The 16,541-nt window shown below is 73.6% G+C and carries 12 protein-coding genes; 7 read left to right on the plus strand and 5 right to left on the minus strand.

Annotated features, from left to right (window positions below; translation table 11 throughout):
• Positions 1-178 precede the first annotated feature (178 nt).
• From ACFY04_RS18860 to ACFY04_RS18870, 3 genes are all read left to right on the plus strand, one after another.
• Entirely contained in the window at positions 179-1,270 is a 1,092-nt protein-coding gene (locus ACFY04_RS18860) for a WD40/YVTN/BNR-like repeat-containing protein (RefSeq protein WP_389118015.1), read from the plus strand.
• 11 nt (positions 1,271-1,281) lie between these two features.
• Complete coding sequence (locus tag ACFY04_RS18865) at positions 1,282-1,968, plus strand: uracil-DNA glycosylase (RefSeq protein WP_389118016.1); 687 nt, start codon at positions 1,282-1,284, stop codon at positions 1,966-1,968.
• 96 nt (positions 1,969-2,064) lie between these two features.
• Positions 2,065-2,979, plus strand: coding sequence for a sirohydrochlorin chelatase (locus ACFY04_RS18870; RefSeq protein ID WP_389118018.1), 915 nt, complete (start codon positions 2,065-2,067; stop codon positions 2,977-2,979).
• An 86-nt stretch (positions 2,980-3,065) separates the two neighbouring features.
• Here ACFY04_RS18870 and ACFY04_RS18875 read toward each other — a convergent pair whose 3' ends face one another.
• The 3 genes from ACFY04_RS18875 to ACFY04_RS18885 all read right to left on the minus strand — a co-directional run bounded on the left by ACFY04_RS18875 (position 3,066) and on the right by ACFY04_RS18885 (position 6,128).
• Complete coding sequence (locus tag ACFY04_RS18875; protein WP_389118021.1) at positions 3,066-4,130, minus strand: lactonase family protein; 1,065 nt, start codon at positions 4,128-4,130, stop codon at positions 3,066-3,068.
• 55 nt (positions 4,131-4,185) lie between these two features.
• The gene (locus ACFY04_RS18880) at positions 4,186-5,322 is read right to left on the minus strand and encodes a nitric oxide synthase oxygenase (RefSeq protein WP_389118022.1); all 1,137 of its coding nucleotides are present in this window, start codon (positions 5,320-5,322) and stop codon (positions 4,186-4,188) included.
• Between the two features lie 212 nt (positions 5,323-5,534).
• Positions 5,535-6,128: a GNAT family N-acetyltransferase gene (locus ACFY04_RS18885; RefSeq protein WP_389118024.1), complete on the minus strand. Its 594-nt coding sequence runs from the start codon at positions 6,126-6,128 to the stop codon at positions 5,535-5,537.
• 141 nt (positions 6,129-6,269) lie between these two features.
• Between ACFY04_RS18885 and ACFY04_RS18890 the strand changes: the two genes are divergently transcribed.
• Entirely contained in the window at positions 6,270-8,567 is a 2,298-nt protein-coding gene (locus ACFY04_RS18890) for a HelD family protein (protein WP_389118026.1), read from the plus strand.
• On the opposite strand, the gene ACFY04_RS18895 is transcribed toward ACFY04_RS18890, so the two are convergent.
• Positions 8,557-10,050, minus strand: a complete 1,494-nt coding sequence (locus ACFY04_RS18895) for an FUSC family protein (protein WP_389118156.1) — start codon at positions 10,048-10,050, stop codon at positions 8,557-8,559. The genes ACFY04_RS18890 and ACFY04_RS18895 overlap by 11 nt on opposite strands.
• A 416-nt stretch (positions 10,051-10,466) precedes the next feature.
• Here ACFY04_RS18895 and ACFY04_RS18900 point away from each other — a divergent pair, with 416 nt between their 5' ends.
• Both ACFY04_RS18900 and ACFY04_RS18905 read left to right on the plus strand, forming a co-directional pair.
• Complete coding sequence (locus ACFY04_RS18900; protein WP_389118028.1) at positions 10,467-10,937, plus strand: MarR family winged helix-turn-helix transcriptional regulator; 471 nt, start codon at positions 10,467-10,469, stop codon at positions 10,935-10,937.
• A 160-nt stretch (positions 10,938-11,097) separates the two neighbouring features.
• Entirely contained in the window at positions 11,098-14,139 is a 3,042-nt protein-coding gene (locus tag ACFY04_RS18905; protein WP_389118030.1) for a BTAD domain-containing putative transcriptional regulator, read from the plus strand.
• A gap of 65 nt (positions 14,140-14,204) precedes the next feature.
• On the opposite strand, the gene ACFY04_RS18910 is transcribed toward ACFY04_RS18905, so the two are convergent.
• Positions 14,205-14,426 (minus strand): hypothetical protein, encoded by a 222-nt coding sequence (locus ACFY04_RS18910; protein WP_389118032.1) that lies wholly within the window; start codon positions 14,424-14,426, stop codon positions 14,205-14,207.
• Between the two features lie 200 nt (positions 14,427-14,626).
• On the opposite strand from ACFY04_RS18910, the gene ACFY04_RS18915 reads away from it, so the two are divergent.
• Positions 14,627-16,531, plus strand: coding sequence for a BTAD domain-containing putative transcriptional regulator (locus ACFY04_RS18915; protein WP_389118035.1), 1,905 nt, complete (start codon positions 14,627-14,629; stop codon positions 16,529-16,531).
• Positions 16,532-16,541: the final 10 nt, after the last annotated feature.

Raw genomic sequence — 16,541 nt, forward strand, 5'->3', positions numbered from 1 at the left:
TACGGACACCCACATGCAAGCAACAAGCATTTCCGGGCGGTAAATGATCGGTATTGATCTGCTCATCAGCAGCCCTGCGCTGTCCGCCGGGTCACTGTCACCGGGCAGGTGCAGACTGGCCAAAAAGATACCCCGCAAGGACGCCCGCCGAGGGCGACGAGGTCCGGAGGTGCCGGCCATGGCCGACGCAGTGCTGCTCGTGGGAACCCGCAAAGGACTCTTCATCGGCCGCCGCCGGGGCGGTGCGCCCTGGGAGTTCGACGGGCCCCATTTCCATGCCCAGGCCGTCTACGCGGTCGCCGTCGACCGGCGGGGTCCGGCGCCCCGGCTGCTGGTCGGCGGGGACAGCTCGCACTGGGGGCCGTCCGTCTTCAGCTCCGACGACCTCGGGGCGACCTGGCGGGAGCCCGCCGCGCCCGCCGTGAAGTTCCCCCAGGACACCGGGGCCTCCCTGGAGCGGGTCTGGCAGCTGCAGCCGGCCGGCCCCGAGGCTCCCGGCGTGGTGTACGCGGGGACGGAACCGGCCGCGCTGTTCCGCTCGACCGACCGGGGCGACTCCTTCGAGCTGGTCCGCCCTCTGTGGGAGCACCCGAGCCGTGGGAAGTGGGTACCGGGCGGCGGCGGTGAGGGCCTGCACACGGTGATCACCGACCCGCGGGATCCGGAAGCCGTGACCGTGGCCGTGTCCACCGCCGGGGTGTTCCGGACCCGGGACGGCGGGGCCAGCTGGGCGCCGTCCAACGAGGGGGTGTCGGCGGTGTTCCTGCCGGACCCGAACCCGGAGTTCGGCCAGTGCGTGCACAAGATCGCCCAGGACGCCGGGGACATGGACCGGCTGTACCTGCAGAACCACTGGGGCGTCTACCGCAGCGACGACGCGGGCGGCCGGTGGACCGACATCGGCGGCGGCCTGCCCTCCGACTTCGGGTTCGCGGTCGCGGCCCATCCGCACCGGCCGGACACCGCCTACGTCTTCCCGCTCAACGCCGACTCCGACCGGGTCCCGGCCGAGCACCGGTGCCGGGTCTTCCGCACCCGGGACGCGGGCGCCACCTGGGAGCCGCTGGCGCGCGGGCTCCCGGCCGGGGACCACTACGGCACGGTGCTCCGGGACGCGCTGTGCACGGACGACGCGGACCCGGCGGGCATCTACTTCGGCAACCGCAACGGCGAGGTGTACGCCAGCCACGACGACGGCGAGAGCTGGCAACTGCTCGCCGGGCACCTGCCCGACGTCCTGTGTGTGCGGGCGGCCACGTTGGGCCAGTAGAGTGATCCACCGTGGCAGCACGACCGTTGAACGAGATCGTCGAGCCGGGCTGGGCCCGTGCTCTGGAGCCGGTGGCGGGGCAGATCGCCGCCATGGGCGACTTCCTGCGCGCCGAGATCGCGGCGGGGAGGACGTACGTACCGGCCGGGGCCAATGTGCTGCGCGCCTTCCAACAGCCCTTCGACGAGGTCAGGGTACTGATCGTCGGGCAGGATCCCTATCCCACGCCGGGACACGCGGTGGGCCTGTCCTTCTCGGTCGCCCCCGACGTACGGCCGGTTCCGCCGAGCCTGGACAACATCTTCCTGGAGATGCACCGGGACATCGGCACCGGCCGCCCGGCGAACGGCGACCTCACCCCGTGGACCCGGCAGGGCGTCCTGCTGCTCAACAGGTCGCTCACGACCGCGCCCCGGCGCTCCAACGCGCACCAGGGCAAGGGCTGGGAGGCCGTCACCGACCAGGCCATCCGGGCCCTGGCCGCGCGCGGCAAGCCGCTGGTCTCCATCCTCTGGGGACGGGCGGCGCGCAACCTGCGCCCGCTGCTCGGCGAACTGCCCGTCGTGGAGTCCTCGCACCCCTCCCCCAAGTCGGCCGACTACGGGTTCTTCGGCTCCCGGCCGTTCAGCCGGACGAACGAGCTGCTGGTGGGCCAGGGTTCACAGCCTGTGGACTGGCGCTTGCCGTCAGTCAGTTGAACGTATCTGATATTCACCGGATAAATACGGACAGATGCCTCGCGAGAAGGCCCTGCCCGAACACCTTGTTCCGATAAGCCAGTAGCATGCGGCGCCATGAGCTCCCCCACTGGGCCCGCAAATGGCCTGCCCGTACGAATGCCGCGACCCCGCCAGACCGGACGGCACCGCCGGCCCGAGCCCGCGGTGGCGCCCGAGGGCGCGCCCGCGCTGGTGCTCGCCGTGCCCGGTGCCCCCTCGGCCGCCTCGCGAGGGCTCGCGGAAGAGATCATCAGCATCGGCCGCTCCGAGCTGCCGGGCCTCGACGCCCGGATCGGCTTCCTCGAAGGTGACGACGCCACCGAATTCCCGTCCCTGTCCGGCGTGCTGAGCGCCGTCGCGACCGAGCGTGTCGCGCGCGCGGACTTCGCCCGCGCGGCCGGCCACGAGGTGCCCGCGCCGACCGGCCCGGACGCCGTGGTCGTGCCGCTGCTGGCCGGCCCCGACAGCGATCTGCTCCGCCGGATCCGCCAGGCGCTGATGGACTCCTCGGCCGCCGCCGAGCTGGCCGACGTGCTCGGCCCGCACCCGCTGCTCGCCGAGGGCCTGCACGTGCGGCTGTCCGAGGCGGGCCTGGCCCGCGCCGACCGCGCCCGGCTCTTCACCGTGACCACCGCCGCCGACGGCATCGTGCTGGCCACCACCGGTGGCGAGGAGGCCGTACAGGCCGCCGGGATCACGGGCATGCTGCTCGCCGCCCGGCTCGCCGTGCCCGTCATGGCCGCCGCGCTCGACCAGGAGGGCTCGGTGGCCGCGGTCGCCGAGCAGCTGCGCCGCGAGGGCTCCACGCTGCTCGCGCTCGCCCCGTACCTGATCGGCCCGGAGGCCGCCGACGGGCTCCTGGACACCGCCTGCAAGGAGGCCGACTGCGCCACCGCCGAGGTGCTCGGCGCCTACGGCGCGCTCGGCAAGCTGGCCGTCGCGCAGTACGCCGCGGCGCTCGGGATCACCCAGGACGCCGCCGCACACTGACCCGCCCGTATGACGCGAAAGGGCCCCCGGCGGCCACGGGAGACCGTGGCCGCCGGGGGCCCTTTCGCGTGCCCCGCGCGCCCGGGTCAGCCGAGGACCACGCAGGCGGCCGCCGGCACGGCCAGCGAGCCGGCCCGGTGCGGCTGCCCGGTCAGCGGGTCCACCTCGAACCAGGTGACGTCCCCCGAGCGCTCGTTGGCCGCGTAGAGCCGGTTCCCCGAGGGGTCGACGGCGAGATCGCGCGGCCACGCGCCGCCGCAGTCCACGGCGCCGGTGAGCCGCGGCTTCCCGGGGCCGTCGGCGAGGGAGAGGGTGACGAGCGTGTCGGCCCCCCGGACGGCCGCCCAGAGGAATCCGCCGTCGGGTGAGGCGACGATCGCCGAGGGATAGGCCCGTACGGCCCCTGAGGCGCCCCCGGAGGCCACCGGGACCTCGCCGACCGGTTCCAGTCGCCCGGACGCCCCGTTCCAGCGGCAGACGGTCACCTGCGGCTCCAGCTCGTGCAGGACGTACGCCACCGCGCCCTCCGGATGGAAGGCGAGGTGGCGGGGACCGGTCCCGGCGCGCAGCACGGTCTCGGTGTGCACCCGCAGCGCCCCGGTGGCCGGGTCGAGCGCGCAGACCCGTACCGAGTCGGTGCCGAGGTCCACGCTGAGCACCCAGCGGCCGGTCGGGTCGGGCAGCACCTGATGGGCGTGCGGGCCCTCCTGCCGGCCGGTGTCGGGGCCGGAACCCTGGTGCGGCAGGACGTGGGAGGGCCCGCCCGGGCGGCCGTCGGCGGCGAGCGGGAGGCTGCTGACGCTGCCGGAGGTGTAGTTGGCGGTGAGCAGCCTGCGCCCGGCCACGCTGAGGTGGGTGGGCCCGGAGCCCCCGACGCGCATGGGTGCGCCGAGCGGGGCGAGGCCGCCGGCGGTGGGCCGGAAGGCCGCCACCTCGCCCCGCTCGGTCTCGCTCACCGCGTAGAGGACGCCGGTGTCCCGGGCGAGAGCGAGGTACGACGGATCCTCGGCGGTGGCAACCGAGAGCGGGGTCAGCGCCCCGGTCTTCGGATCCACGGCCGCGATGGTCACACCGCGGCCGCCCCCCGAGGTGAAGGAGCCGATGTAGGCCCGGTGTTCGCCGCTTCGGCCCTTGCTGTCCGCGCCGCCCACAGGAAACCCCTCTCACCGCTGCCGGATCCGTCCGGTGCCGACGGTAACAGAAGGTCTAGACCAAATCCCGCCCCTGGGCCCGCTCCTGCGCGCCGGGGTGGTGGACGTAGGCCGTGCTGCTGCTGCGGTCCTCGTAGGTGCGGTGGAAGACCGGGGTCGCGGAGCCGGAGATCGGCGGCACGATCCAGGACCAGTCCGCACCCACCTCGCGCCCCTTGCGCTCCTCCCGTTCCATGTGGGACAGGAAGCGCCGGGACTCGGTGTGGTGGTCGGCGATCGTGACCCCGGCGCGGTCGAAGGAGTGCAGGACGGCCCGGTTCAGTTCGACAAGCGCGCGGTCCTTCCAGAGGGACCGGTCGCTGGTGGTGTCCAGGCCCAGGCGGCGGGCGACGGCGGGCAGCAGGTTGTACCGGTCGGTGTCCGCGAGGTTGCGGGCGCCTATCTCGGTGCCCATGTACCAGCCGTTGAACGGCGCGGCCGGGTAGTGGATGCCGCCGATCTCCAGGCACATGTTGGAGATGGCGGGTACGGCGTGCCAGCGCAGCCCCCAGTCCGCCCAGCCGTCGCCGTCGGGATGGCCGATCGACACCTCCAGGACGGCGTCCGCGGGGGTGTCGAACCAGCGGGGTTTGTCGTCGGCTCCCTGGACCACCAGCGGCAGGAGGTCGAAGGGGGTGCCGGGGCCGCCGGACCAGCCGAGCTGGAGGAGGGCCTCGGTGAGCGGGGCGTTTCGGGCGTCGCCGACGGTTATCGACGGGTGGTCGCCGTAGCCCGCATATCTGACCAGCTGCTCGCTCCAGATCAGCGGGCCGGGCCGGGCCGGGGTGTCCGGGGCGAAGACCGTGATCGTGGGCCTGACCCTGCCCCGGTTGGTGGCCTCGCGCAGGTGGTCGAAGCACTCGGCGGCGATGTCGTCGGCGGCGGTGAGCTCGCGGCGGTCGCGGACCCGCAGCGAGTTCCAGTAGAGCCGGCCTATGCAGCGGTTACTGTTGCGCCAGGCCACCCGGGCCCCGTGGACCAGTTCCTCGGGGGTGTGCACATAACTGCCGGTCTCGGCGAGCTCGGCTCTCACGGCGGCGAGCCGGGCGCGCGGATCGCCGGCGTCCGCGGTCTCCCGGTGGAAGAGTCGGATGAACTCCTCGGCCGCTTCCCACACCTGAGCGGTGGTGGAGCGCTGTTGAAGAATTTCCATTCCGGGCGGTTACCCCCTGTCCGACCAGATCCACCCTGTACATGCCGGATGAATGTGCAATAAACAATTACCCGTTGTACATGTCGCAGGTCAGCGTGGGGTGGTCGGCAGTGAGGGAGCACCCCTCCGGGTGATCCCTCATGGATCGGGCTGCGGCAGGGCACGCAGGGGCGTACAATGCGGCGCATTCCGGGAGTTGGCCCTGCGCCGGGTCAGCGGCAGGGGCGGCTCATGTAGAGCGCCTGCTCACCGGCCGCCGGCGTGCCGCCGTACAGCGCGGTGTCGAGGCCGCAGAAGGTGAATCCCATGCGCCGGTAGGCGTGCACCGCGGGGGCGTTGACCGAGCTGACCTCCAACCACAGGTGGTCCGCGCCCCGTTCGCGGGCGAACCGCTCGGCACACTCCATCAGTGCGCGTCCGATGCCGCGGCCCCGGTGGCCGGGCGAGACCTCGATGTCCTCGATGGTCAGCCGCCGGTTCCAGGGGGCGTAGCCGGCGGCGGCGAACCCGCAGAGCAGGTCTCCGTCGAGGGCCACGAAGGTCCGCGCGTCGGCGGCCGAGTCCTTCCCGCCGCCGAAGACCTGCTCGTCGTGCTCCTCCGGCGGGAACACCTTGTGCACGGGCGGGTCCACGGGGACCTCGCGGAGCAGGAAGCCGGAGCCGGCGCCGTCACCCGAGCCCGGGTCGCTCACCTCGAAGACCGTGGCGGTGGTGAAGGAGCTGTCCAGGGCCTCGATGGCACCCGCGTCCTCGGGACGGGCGAGGCGGTAGACGATTCCGTCGGCTGAGCCGTGTGCGGTGGTCATGAGATCCACCGTACGCAAAAAATCCCCCGGCCGAATTGGCTGCCGAGGGAGAAGAGAGCGTATATTCAATGGTTCACGACTTCGCCTGAAACGAAGTCGTGAAGAAGCTTACGAGGACACCGTATCGCGGCAGGAGTGCAATTGTCAACCGAGGAATTCCGGAAAGAGCAGCAATTCGTCACCGAGCTCTATGAGCGCCTCGACGGTCTCCGTGACCAGGCCGAACGGGCGGTCGAAGGGGCGCTGCGCGATGTCGGTACCGGGTTTCAGGCGCGGCTGGAGCGGGACGTCCTGGTCGCCGGGCAGTCCGGTCTGCTTTCCGCCCTGAATGCGGGCGAGAACGGCCTCTGTTTCGGCCGTCTGGAGTTCTCCGACGGCCGGGACCACCACATCGGCCGGCTCGGAATCCGGGCCGACGACGCGGAACGGACTCCGTTCGTCCTGGACTGGCGCGCGGACGTGGCCCGCCCCTTCTACCTCGCCACCGGTCACACCCCCATGGGGCTGCGCCGCCGCCGGCACATCAGCAGCCGGGGGCGCGTGGTCACCGCCCTGCACGACGAGATCCTCGACCTGACCGACGCGGAGCGCACCGGCCACGAGGGCGCGGACGCGGACGCCGTGCTGCTCGCCGCCCTCGACGCCGCCCGGACCGGCCGGATGCACGACATCGTGCGCACCATCCAGGCCGAGCAGGACCGGATCATCCGCTCCACGCACCGCGGGGTGCTGGTCGTCGAGGGCGGTCCCGGCACCGGCAAGACCGCGGTCGCGCTGCACCGCGCCGCGTACCTGCTGTACGCCCACCGGGAGCTGCTCGCCAAGCGCGGTGTGCTGATCGTCGGACCGGGCCCGGCCTTCCTCGGCTACATCGGCGGGGTGCTCCCGGCCCTCGGCGAGACGGGCGTACTGCTGGCCACCCCGGGTGAGCTCTTCCCCGGGGTGCACGCCACCGGCACCGACCGCCCCGGGGCCGCCGCGGTGAAGGGGCGGGCCGCGATGGCGGAGGTCCTCGCCCGGGTGGTGGCCGACCGGCAGTGCCTGCCGGAGACCGTACCGGCGGACACCGGCGAGGAGTACGACACCGTCCCCGAGCCGGCCCTGGAGATCGACCACGAGGGGTACGGGACCCTGCTGCTGGACCGCACCATGGCGTACGAGGCGCGGGACCGGGCCCGGGCCACCGGGCTGCCGCACAACCAGGCGCGGCCCTCCTTCGCCTTCCCGGTCATCGACGCGCTCACCGCGCAGCTCGCCGACCGGCTGGGCGCCGATCCGTACGGCGGTCCGAACCTGCTGGGGTCGGACGACATCGCCCAGCTCGGCAAGGAGATCGCGACGAGCGCCGCCGTGCACGCGGCGATCGACGCGCTGTGGCCCTCCCTCACCCCCCAGCAGCTGGTCTCCGACTTCCTGGCGGAGCCCACCCACCTGCCCGCGCACGAGGCCGACCTGATCCGGCGAGCGCCCTCGGCCCGGCCGGACTGGACCCCGGCCGACGTGCCGCTCCTGGACGAGGCGGCCGAGCTGCTCGGCGAGGACGACACGGCCCGGCGGGCCGCCGAGGAGCGGGACCGGCAGCGCCGCATCGCCTACGCGCAGGGCGTGCTGGACCTGTCCGAGGGCTCCCAGTCGTACGAGTTCGAGGACGAGGAGAACGAGTTCCTCGCGGCCCACGACATCATCGACGCGGAGCGGATGGCCGAGCGCCACGAGGAGGCCGACCACCGCAGCACCGCCGAGCGGGCCGCGGCCGACCGTACCTGGGCCTTCGGCCACGTCATCGTGGACGAGGCGCAGGAGCTGTCGGCGATGGCGTGGCGGCTGCTGATGCGGCGCTGCCCGACCCGGTCGATGACCCTGGTCGGCGATCCGGCGCAGACGGCCGACGAGGCGGGCTGCGGCTCGTGGGAGCGGATCCTCTCGCCGTACGTGGGCGAGCGCTGGGAGCTGGTCCGGCTGGGGGTCAACTACCGCACGCCGGCCGAGATCATGGAGGTGGCGGCGGCCGTGCTGCGGACGCGCGATCCCGGCTTCGAACCGCCGCGTTCGGTACGGGCCACCGGGGTGCGGCCGTGGGCGCACGCGACCGGCGACCTGGCGGCGGCGACCCGGGAGGCCGTGGCGCGGGAGCTGCCGGCCGAGGGGCGGCTCGCGGTGATCGCGCCGCGGGCGCGGCACGCGGCGCTGGCCGCCGTACTGCCGGGGGTGCGCGCGGGCGCGGAGCCGGACCTGACCGCGGAGGTGGTCCTGCTGGACCCGCGCCAGGCCAAGGGGCTGGAGTTCGACACGGTGATCGTGGTGGAACCGGACGAGCTCCGGCCGAGCGACCTGTACGTGGCGCTGACCCGGGCCACCCAGGCCCTCGGGGTGGTGCACACCGCCGGCCGGCTGCCGGCGGGGCTGGCGGACACCCCGGAGGGGCTGCTCAGGCGCTGATGACCAGCGGCGCCCGGGGGTCGGTGCGCAGCGGGGTCGCCAGTGCCACGAGGGTGTGCTCCAGGCCGTGGAGGTGGGCGAGGGCCGGTTCCGCGGCGGCGGGCCGGGGGTGCGGCACGGTGGCGATCCCGGGAGTGCCGTGCGGGGCGGTCAGGGCCTCCACCGCGGCCTCCACGCGCCAGCAGGCGGCGGCCAGCCGGGCGTCGTGCGAGGCCTGCGGGTCGGCGGCGACGGCGGCCAGCCCGCGCACGTCCCGGGCGCAGTCGTCGAGCAGCGCGAGCACCTGCCGGGCCCGGGCCTTGCGGGCGCGCAGCGGGCTCAGCGGGTGGACGAGCGGCGCGAGCGCCATCCGGACCCGGCCCAGCAGCAGCTCCAGCTCGGCGGCGTGCGGGGCGGGGTCGGCGTCCGGGTCGCCCGCGAGGCGTTCCAGAGCGGCCGCGGTGGAGGCGCGTACGCAGTGCAGGGCGCGCTGGATCCACGCGTCGTTGGCGGCGTGGGTGGTGACCGGAAGGATGAGCACGACGGCGAGGGCGGCGCCGAGCGCGCCGATGGCGGTCTCCTGGAAGCGCAGGAGCAGCAGTCCGGGGTGCAGGACGCCGAGGAGGCCGTAGAGCAGTCCGGCCATGACGGTGACGAAGAACATCATCCAGGAGTACGAGGGCGCGGCCGTGTAGAAGATCCCGAAGACGCATACGGCGACCAGTACGGCGGTGGGCGCCGGCGCGCCGTGCAGCGGTACGGCGATCAGCAGCCCGGCGGCGATGCCGACGACGGTGCCGAGGACGCGGCGGAAGCCCCGTACGAGGGTCTCGCCCCGGGAGGCGGTGTTCACGAAGATCCACCAGGAGGTGCCGACGGCCCAGTACCAGCGGTCGTCGGAGAGCGCCTGGCCGATGCCGAGCGCGAAGGCGCAGGCGGCGGTGGCCTGGAAGGCCTGCCGGGTGGTCGGCCGCGCGAGCCCGGTTCCGGGCAGGCCGGGCGGGGCCGCGGGAGGCGGGGTGCGCCGCTCGATGGGCCACAGCAGGAAGCGCACGGCACCGGCGGCGAGGAGCGCCAGGCCGACGGCGGCGTACAGCTCGGGCAGCTGCCCGGGCCGGGCGTGCAGGAACTGGGTGACGAAGAACATCATGAAGCCGAAGATCCCGAGGGCGTGTCCGCGCGGGCCGAAGCGGCGGGCGTACACCCCGGCGAACACGACGGCGAGGAAGGCGGCGTCCCGGGCGAGCGGCACCCCGTGCAGGGTGGTGGCGAGGGCCAGGACGGGGAACCCGGCGACGGGCAGGAGGGCGGTGGTGAGGCGCTGGGCCCGGACGTTCGCGTCGAGCACGGTGAAGAGGGCGAGCAGGGCCGCCAGCCCCCCGGTGATGGAGGCGGTCAGGGAGAGACCGCACACCTCGGCGAGGGCGACGGCGGCGGCGACGCCGATCACCGCGCGGGCCGAGTTCCGCAGTCTCATACGCCCCGGATCCGGAGCCACGAACATCCTCTTCACGGCGGTGTGCCGCCCCCCTTGCAGTGCTGCGCGCCGGCCCGGCGCCGCCCGGGGGTGGTGGGCGGTGGACGGGCACGGCGAAGGCGCCGCGCTCCGGAACCGGCTTCGTTGCCGTCCGGCGCTGCGCGGCGCCGTAAGTACATGGATACGCCACAGATAAGCATCCGGAGGCCCACTGGCTCAACCGAGCTTGCCGGGACTGGGCCATTGGTACAGTTCATGAGCGGATTTGTCGGCCACATACCTGCCAACGGACCAGCCCGGCGGGCACCCTCCGCCGACCCGTGCCACCGCCCCGACGGGCCCGGCGCACCGGCCGGGTCGCGCCGTCGCGGCCGACTCTCGTCCACGTGACCACGCGCTGTTATCGTGCAGCGACCCGCGGGGCGTACGGAAGGGGACCGACGTTGACGCGTACGGCGGAGTCCGGGGAGGCCGAGGCGTTCAGCCGGGCCGCCGTGGCGGTCTTCCGGCTGAACGGACGGTTCACCGCGGCCCTCGACCGGCTCGCGCTCGCCTCGGGGCTCAGCGCCGCACGCTGGCAGATACTCAGCACGGTGACGGATGAATCACTGTCCGTGTCCGCCGTGGCCCGGCGGGTGGGGACCACCCGGCAGAGCGTGCAGCGCATAGCGGACCTGCTGGTGCGGCAGGGGCTCGCGGTCTATCTGGACAATCCGGCGCACCGGCGGGCCAAGCTGCTCACCGCCACCGAGCAGGGCGTGGCCGTGAAACGGGAGATCGACTCCTGTCTCGCCGGGCTGGCGCGGCAGCTGTGCGAGGGCCTCGGCGGCGAGGACGAGGTACAGCGCACGGCCGAGGTGCTGCGGGGCCTGTCCGGCGCGTTGTCGTCGATCGGGTCCGACGACTCTCGGTGAAGCCCGCGCACGCGTCCGCCGCTATACGGACAAGCTGGCCTGAAACTGCCCATGTTTTTCCCAAGAGTTGACTGCGCCGAGGAACGCTCTTTGCGGTACCGTTCGCGCCTGACGCGGGGTTTCAAGGCCGGGGGACCTTTTGAATCGGTTTGTCTTCAGAGTGCTGGGACCGCTGCTCGTCCAGACCGATGACGGTCCGCTGCGCATCAACGGCCGGCGCCAGGCCACGGTCCTGTCGATGCTGCTGCTCTACGCCGACCGGATCGTGTCGGTGGACACCCTGGTGGACGCCGTCTGGCCGGAATCTCCCCCCGCGACGGCCCGCAACCAGATCGCCATCTGCGTGGCCACCCTCCGCAAGACCTTCAAGCAGGCCGGGGTGACCGATCTGCTGATCACCTCTCCCCCGGGCTACCTGCTGGCCAAGGGGGAGCACCGGATCGACGTCCAGGAGTTCATGGAGCGGGCCGAGCAGGGGCGGGACGCCGCCCGGCACGGACGGACCGAAGAAGCGTGCGCGCAGTTCGAGGAGGCGCTCAGCATCTGGCGGGGCTCCGCGCTGGACGAGCCCTCCGGCTCCCGGCTGGAGGCGGAGACCACCAGGCTGGAGCAGATGCGGCTCGCGCTGATGGAGGAGCGTGCCGGGCTGATGCTCCAGCTGGGCCGGCACCGCGCGCTCACCGGTGAGCTCACCGAGCTGGTGGCCCGGCACCCCCTGCGCGAGCAGTGCCGCGAACACCTCATGCTGGCCCTGTACCGGTCGGGTCAGCGGGCCGAGGCCCTCGAGGTGTTCCTGCACGGCCGCCGGTTACTCACCGAGCAGCTCGGGATCGAACCGGGTCCCGGACTGCGTCAGCTGCACGAACTGATCCTGCGCGACTCCCCCGAACTGACCCGGCCCCCCGCCACGGCGGCGCCCGCGCCGGCGGCCCTGAGCACCATCCCGGCACAACTGCCCGCGGACGTGATGGCGTTCACCGGCCGGCAGCGGGAGATGACCTCCCTGGACCGGCTCCTGAAGGAGCCCTACAACCCCCACACCCCTGCGCTGGCGACCATCGTCGGCGTGGGCGGGGTGGGCAAGACCGCACTCGCGGTGCACTGGGCGAGCCAGGTCGCCGACCAGTTCCCGGACGGCCAGCTCTTCGCCGATCTGCGGGGGTACGACGAGGAGCACGCGCCGGTGTCCCCCGCCGCCGTGCTCGACCGCTTCCTGCGCGCCCTCGGGATCGGCGCCCCCCAGATACCGGCGGATCCCGACGAGCGGGCCTCGCTGTTCCGGAGCCTGCTCAGCACCCGCAAAACACTGATCGTCCTGGACAACGTACGTTCCTTCCACCAGCTCAGACCCCTGCTCCCGGGTGGCGGACGCAGCGTGGTGCTGGCCACCAGCCGGGAGAGCCTGGGCGATCTGACCGGGGACTACACGGCACTTACCCTGCGGCTGCGGATGCTGGAGCCGACCGAGGCGACGGCGCTGTTGATCAAACTGGCCGGGGCCGACCGGTTCGGCAGCGACCCGGTCGCGGTGGAACAGCTCGGCGCCCTGTGCGACTGCCTTCCGCTCGCACTGCGGATCGCCGGCGCGCGGCTGGCGGCCAAACCCAATCTGAGCGTACGGAGCCTGGTGGCGCGGCTGCGCGACCACCGCTCCCGCCTCGACGTGCTGAGCCCGGGCGAGGGCGGGGTGCGCGCCGGCTTCCGGCTCACCTACCGGGACCTGCCGCCGGAGACGGCCCGGATGTACCGCCGGCTCGGCCTGCTGCGCACGGCGGACTTCGCCGCCTGGGCGGGGGCGGCGGTACTGGACACCGATGTGTGGCACGCGGAGGAACTCATCGACCAGCTGGTCGACGCGCAGCTGCTGGAGGTGGCCGACGCCGAGCCGGGGCGGGCCGCCCGCTACCGGTTCCAGGACCTGCTGCGGCTGTTCGCCCGCGAGCGGGCGGAGTCGGACGAGCCGGCGGGGGAGACCGACGCCGCGCTGGAGCGGGCCTTCGCGTCCTGGCTCTGGCTGGCCGAGGAGGCGCACCGGCGGATCGACGGGCGGGAGTTCCCGGTGGGCCGGACGCCGGCACCGGCCCCGCGCTTCCTGCCGGAGCTGGCCGACGAGCTGCTGGCCACGCCGATGGACTGGTTCGAGTCGGAGCGCACGGCCGTCACGGACCTCGTGGCGCACGCGGCGGAGACGGGCCGGGCGCGGTACGCGTGGACGCTGACCGAGAGCGCGGTCCCGCACTTCGAGACGAAGAACTACCTGGAGGACTGGCAGCGCTGCGCCGAGCAGGCGCTGGCCTCGGCCCGGCGCACCGGCGACGAACCGGGCGAGGCGACGATGCTGCGGCTGCTGGGGTCGCTGGCGATCTACCAGCGGCGGTATGAGCAGGCCGAGGGCTGGAACATGGCCGCGCTGCGGCTGCTGCGCAACACCGGTGACGTGGGCGGCGCGGCGCTCGCCCAGCGGAACCTGGCCATGTGCGCGCGGTTCCAGGGGGACTGGGAGCGGGCCCTGGAGTACTGCGAGGCGGCCCTCGGCGGTTTCCACGCGTCGGGTGACATCGGGAACGAGGCCCATCTGCTCGGTTTCCAGGCGCAGATCGAACTGGACCGGGGCAACGTGGGCGGCGCGCTGCCGCTCGCGGAGCAGGCGGTGGCGCTGAGCCGGCGCACCGGATCGGTGCGGGCGGAGGCGCAGAGCGTGTACCGGCTGGCCGAGGTCCGGCTGCGCGCCGGAGATCTGGGCGAGGCTGCGGAGGCCTTCGGCGCGGTACTGCGGCTGACGCGGGGCGAGGGCGACCGGGTCGGGGAGGCGCACGCGCTGCGGGGGCTGGGGCAGACGCAGTGGAGCCAGGGCCTGCTGTCGGCGGCGGGGGGGACGCTGCAGCAGGCCCTGGAGATCACGGATGAGCTGGCGGACCGTTTCCTGTACGCCCGGGTGGAGACCGATCTGGGATGTGTGGAGGCGATCGGCGGCCGCTCGGCGGAGGCGGCGGAGAGGTTCCGGCGGGCGCGGGCCGCGTTCGGCGAGGTCGGCGCGCAGCCCTGGCGGGCGCAGGCGGACCGGCTGCTGGCGGCGGTCCAGGGCGCGCCGGGCGGTGGGGGCGAGCCGGGCGGTGGGGGCGCCGGTGAGCTGCCGCATCGTTCCTTCACCGCGGCGGAATTGACCTTGCTGCTGACGCACCCGGAGGGCGACAAGGCCTAGCGGCCGACGGCGCGTCGTAGCGCGGGGCGGGAGCGGGGGGCGGGGCCGGAGCGGGGCGGGGCGGGTCAGCCCCAGGGCATGTCGCCGTTCGTGCCGGCGGAGCCGGGGTGCGGGGGGACCAGCGGCTTGACGACGCCCCAGGGCATGTCGTCGTCCGCCTGCGTGGTGATGTGCGTGTCCGCCAGGACGGCCGACGCTCCCCCCGCGCCGACGAACACCCCCGCAAGAACGACCAGGCAGGCCGCCGCCGTCGTGTTCGCCGTCTTCACCGTCCGCGTGCTGCGCATCTGGGAATCCCCTCTCGGTGGAGCATCACTGCCGCTCGCTGCGGCATGAATGGAACAGTAGGGACGCCTCCTTTTTCTTCTGTGTTCCATCGATTTCGTGACCCGGGCCGCCCTCGAAATCGCCACGATATCGAGGAGACAACGCACTCCACTAGCTTCGTTCAGAGATTCTTCTCCATGAATCACGGATGGGGCGGTACATGGAATTCCGAGTGCTCGGGCCAGTCGAGGTACGGCGGGACGGCCGCCGGGTCGCGTTCTCCGGGGCGAAGCTGCACACCGTGCTCGCGGCGCTCCTCGTGGCCCGTGAAGAGGTGATCTCCGACGAACGGCTGTGCCGGCTGCTGTGGGGCTGGGCTCCGCCGGCCACCGTCAGCGCACAGCTCTACACCTATGTTTCCCGTTTGCGCAAGATTCTCGGCGACGATGTTCTGATCGATCGTCGGCCGCCCGGATATGCCATGAGCATCGGTAATGCGACCCTTGACCTGAGCGAATTCGAGAAGCTGGCGCTCAGCGGCCGCGAGGCACTGGTCGCCGAGGACTTCGAAAAGGCCGGTGAGCTGCTGCGCGGCGCCCTGGCCCGGTGGAACGGGCTGCCCTTCGCCAACGCCACGGAATACCTCGCCGACGCCGAGGCGCCGCGGCTCACCGAGGCCCGGGCGGTCACTCTGGAGCACCGCATCGCGGCCGATCTCGCGCTGGGCCGGCACGAGCAGATCACCGGCGAGCTCACCGGCCTGGTCGCCGAGTTCCCGCTGCGCGAGCGCATCCGGTGCCAGCTGATGACCGCCCTGTGCCGGTCGGGGCGGCAGGCGGACGCCATCCACCTCTACCACCACGGCCGCGCGGTGCTCGCCGACGAGCTGGGCGTGAACCCCGGCGAGGAGCTCCAGGCCACCTACCGGGCGCTGCTGGAGGGCACGCTGGACCGGCGGCCGCGCTCCGCCCCCGCCGTCCTGGCCGGCCCCCGGCGGGACGCGGCCGGCCGCCCGGACGGCGCTCCCGCCATGCTGCCCCCCGACACCGTCGACTTCACCGGCCGGGAGCCCGAACTGGAGCTGCTGTGCCGTGCGCTGGCCCCCGATGCGCAGGGCTCCGGGCGGCCCCGCCGGGTCCTGGTCACCGGTATGGCCGGGCTCGGCAAGACCGCCCTGGCCGTCCACGCGGCCCACCGCTGCCAGCGGCACTTCCCCGACGGGCAGTTGTACGCCGACCTGCGCGCGCCCGACGGCACTCCCCGGCACCCCAACCGGGTGCTGCGCGGGCTGCTGCGCGCGCTGGGGCCGATGGACGACGTACCGGCCGCCGAGGACCAGGAGCAGCTGGTCCGGCTCTACCGGGAGCGGACCCGGGGCCGGCAGCTGCTGATCGTGCTGGACAACGCCTCCGGGGCCGCCCAGCTGGGGCCGCTGCTGCCCAACACCCCGGAGCCGGCGGTCCTGGTCACCGGGCGGACGGCCCTGCCCACCGTGGCCGGGGCGCACACCGTGGCCCTCGCTCCCCTGGCACCCCGGGACTCGCTGGAGCTGCTCTCGGCCGCGGCCGGTCCCGCCCGGGTGGCCTCGGCACCCGGGGCGGCGTCCGCGATCGTCGAGCATTGCGCCGGTCTGCCGCTGGCCCTGCGGATCGTCGGGACCCGGATCGCCGCCCGGCCGCACTCCACCCCGGACCGGCTGGCCCGCCGGCTGGCGGATCCCGTCACCCGGCTGCGGGAGCTGCACTCGGGCGATCTGGACGTGCACAGCTCGCTGCTGCCGTCCTGGCGGGCGCTGGACCCCGAGGTGCGGGCGGTGTTCCCGGCGCTGGCCGCGCTCGGCCCGCAGCCGTTCCCGGCCGCGGACGCGGCGATGTCGCTGGACCTGCCGGAGACCGAGGCCGAGCGGCTGCTGGAGGCGCTCGCCGACGCGGCCCTGCTGGAGGTCAGCGGCGCGGACGAGTGGGGCCAGCCCTGCTACCTGTTCCATCCGCTCGTACGGCTCTTCGCGCTCACCCTGGGCGAAGGGGCCGCGCCCGACCGCGGGTCCGCCGCCACCGCCGCCGCCACCGCCACCGTCACCGCCGCCCGGGCGGAACATAACCGGCGGCTAACTCACCGCCCCTAGCCTCGCCCTG

It is taken from the genome of Streptomyces sp. NPDC001549, from assembly GCF_042894025.1.
Classification (GTDB): domain Bacteria; phylum Actinomycetota; class Actinomycetes; order Streptomycetales; family Streptomycetaceae; genus Streptomyces; species Streptomyces kutzneri.

Bases quoted from the DNA above. Each gene is read 5' to 3' on its own strand.
- ACFY04_RS18915 (WP_389118035.1), top strand. From the start codon at position 14,627: ATGGAATTCCGAGTGCTCGGGCCAGTCGAGGTACGGCGGGACGGCCGC.
- ACFY04_RS18910 (WP_389118032.1), bottom strand. From the start codon at position 14,426: ATGCGCAGCACGCGGACGGTGAAGACGGCGAACACGACGGCGGCGGCC.
- ACFY04_RS18860 (WP_389118015.1), top strand. From the start codon at position 179: ATGGCCGACGCAGTGCTGCTCGTGGGAACCCGCAAAGGACTCTTCATC.
- ACFY04_RS18880 (WP_389118022.1), bottom strand. From the start codon at position 5,322: ATGGAAATTCTTCAACAGCGCTCCACCACCGCTCAGGTGTGGGAAGCG.
- ACFY04_RS18885 (WP_389118024.1), bottom strand. From the start codon at position 6,128: ATGACCACCGCACACGGCTCAGCCGACGGAATCGTCTACCGCCTCGCC.
- ACFY04_RS18870 (WP_389118018.1), top strand. From the start codon at position 2,065: ATGAGCTCCCCCACTGGGCCCGCAAATGGCCTGCCCGTACGAATGCCG.
- ACFY04_RS18895 (WP_389118156.1), bottom strand. From the start codon at position 10,050: ATGTTCGTGGCTCCGGATCCGGGGCGTATGAGACTGCGGAACTCGGCC.